The organism is Actinokineospora sp. (assembly GCF_050699995.1).
Classification (GTDB): Bacteria; Actinomycetota; Actinomycetes; order Mycobacteriales; family Pseudonocardiaceae; genus Actinokineospora.
In genome coordinates this window covers 1-2,200 of the sequence record NZ_JBOHGC010000575.1, presented here as the reverse complement: position 1 = coordinate 2,200, position 2,200 = coordinate 1, and the positions used below count along the sequence as shown (strand labels likewise).

Annotated in this window: 3 protein-coding genes; all 3 read right to left on the bottom strand. The window is 68.5% G+C overall.

All coding sequences use genetic code 11. The features are described 5' to 3' along the window. Positions 1–346: 346 nt before the first annotated feature. Entirely contained in the window at positions 347–1,051 is a 705-nt protein-coding gene (locus ACRDSQ_RS28010; protein WP_431425150.1) for an alpha/beta fold hydrolase, read from the bottom strand. Between the two features lie 37 nt (positions 1,052–1,088). Continuing rightward, positions 1,089–1,820 (bottom strand): GNAT family N-acetyltransferase, encoded by a 732-nt coding sequence (locus ACRDSQ_RS28005; RefSeq protein WP_431425148.1) that lies wholly within the window; start codon positions 1,818–1,820, stop codon positions 1,089–1,091. Between the two features lie 41 nt (positions 1,821–1,861). Continuing rightward, positions 1,862–2,200 (bottom strand): ROK family protein (locus ACRDSQ_RS28000; protein ID WP_431425146.1); only part of this gene is annotated, 339 nt, incomplete at its 5' end.

Here is a 2,200-nt window from a genome sequence, read left to right as displayed (position 1 = left end):
GGCAGGTTTGGTCATTCTGTCGTGCGGAGGGAGCCTGGGTGGTGCGTGGTGCGGAAGGAGGTTCGTAGGTGGTGCGTCTGTCTCTTTTTTTGGGGGAGACGAAAGGGTTCTGGATGGGAATCTTAGGTTGGCCGTCCCCGCGTGCAGGGACGAAGAGCAAGAGCCAAAGATCGCCAAGGCAACCCCGACCATCAGCCATTCCTCGTCGGTTCTTGACCATGGCGACGTCGCCGTAGTCCTCGCGCAGCCGTGGCGTCAGACCGCTAAGGGAACCCTCCGGGCGCTGCGACTGGGGCACCTTCTTTCGGTGTGGATTACAGCAATCCCTGAAGATGTCCCGTCCGTGTCAAATGCTCTGTGCTGCCTCCAAAAGGATCTCAGCCAGCTCGCGGCTGGGAGAACATCCGATCGGCCAGTGGCCCGTCTCCATCGTCACCAACCGCCACCGGTCGCTTGTCAGTAATTCGGCGACATCCTTGCCGGGCTCGTCACCGTCCAATAGGCACTTGATGTACGTCGCCGGTAGGTCGCTCAGGGGCCGGGTCAGGACAGCCGTATCCGTGAGGGTGGCTCCCGGGTGTGGTGTCGCACCTGCCAGGAAGCGGGCTATCTGGTCGTCGGTGAGTCCCTGGCCCGCGCAGTCGGCGGCGGTCAGCGGCGCCCAGAAACCGCCGTTGTCGGCGATCGAGGCCTCCACCATCGCCCGGCCGTCCGGCCAGGCCGAAACGAAGGACTCGCCGTCGACGGGAACGTTCGAGTCGACGAACACCACCCGGGTCAGGCGGTCGCCGAGCTGTTCGGCTGCCTGGCCGGTCGGGATGCCCGCGTAGCTGTGGCCCACCAGGGCGACGTCGCGTAAGTCGTGGCGTTCGACTTCGTCGACGATGTCCTGGACGTGGGTGCGCAAACGCGCGGGGACGCCCTGTTTGTCGGCGAGGCCGGACAGAGTCACCGGGTGGGCTCCATGGCCCGCTTCCCGCAGGGTCGGCACCATGTCGTCCCAGGCCCACGAGCCCAGCCACGCGCCTGCCACCAGTACGAATTCCGTCATACCCGCACCGTAGCGAAGCGGACCGACAATTTCGGATCTACTCAGGACCGAACGCGGTCATGCTCTGGTAGGTGAACCCCAAGCGCTCGTAGAGCCGGATCGCGGTGGCGTTGTCGGCGTAGACCATCAGCCCGCAAGCCCCGTGTTCGGCCAACAACGTGTCCCGCACAAACGCGCAGACCGCGTTGGAGGCGCCCTTGCCGCGGTAGTCCTTGTGGGTGGCGACGCCGGCGATGAACCCCATGTCCGGCGCGGGCCAGGCGTCCCCAGCCATCGAGACGAGGGTGTCGCCGTCGAACATGCCTGCCCAGCGGCGGGTTCCGGTCTCGCGCGGAACCAGCCAGCCGTCCGGGTTCGCCGTGCGTACCAAGTAGTCCGCGTCGTCGAGGTGAAAGTCGTCCAGCCAGCGAACGCCGTCGGGACGCGGGCCTGGTTCAGCCATGGTGGTCATCCAGCCGAACGTGGCGTAGGCCGACCAACCGGGTTCGAGCTGGCAGATCTCGTCGGCAAGCTCGGTGCGGGCGATCGGGGCGCCAGGGGTCGGCAGGCGCACGGACGTGATCAGCTTGAGCGCCTGCTCCGCCGGGCCGGTCAGGATCACGCGGTCCCGCCGATAGAGCCCGGGCGCGTAGACGAGGACCGCACCGTCGTGCTCCCAGGCCTGCCCCCGCTCGGTGGGGTACTCGGGCATCAGGGCCTGGGCACCCCACCTGAGCACGGGATCGGTCGTCGCGGCGGCCACGTCGGCCGGGGTCTTCAGCTCATGCACGCCGCCGATTCCATCGCACCGCGCACCGCTCGGACAACCGATTACCCGACGGCCACCGGCCTGCCCGCGACGGCCGCGTTCACCGCCGCCGCGGACAGGACGTCGTCGAGCACCATGACCGCGCAACCGGTCCGGGTGCCACCGTCGGTGAGGGTGCCCGGCTCGATGCGCAGGTCGCGGGTCGCCGTGGCGGCCGCGGACTGGTAGATCAGCTCACGCATACCCGCGACCAGCGGCTCGTACGCGCGCGCGAGGTCGCCACCGACGATGATCATCGCCGGGTTGAGCAGGTTCACCGCCGCCGCGACCACCCCGCCGAGGTGCCGCCCGGCCGCGCGGACGAGACGCAGCGCCTCCGGGTCGTCGGCGCGGGCCAGGTC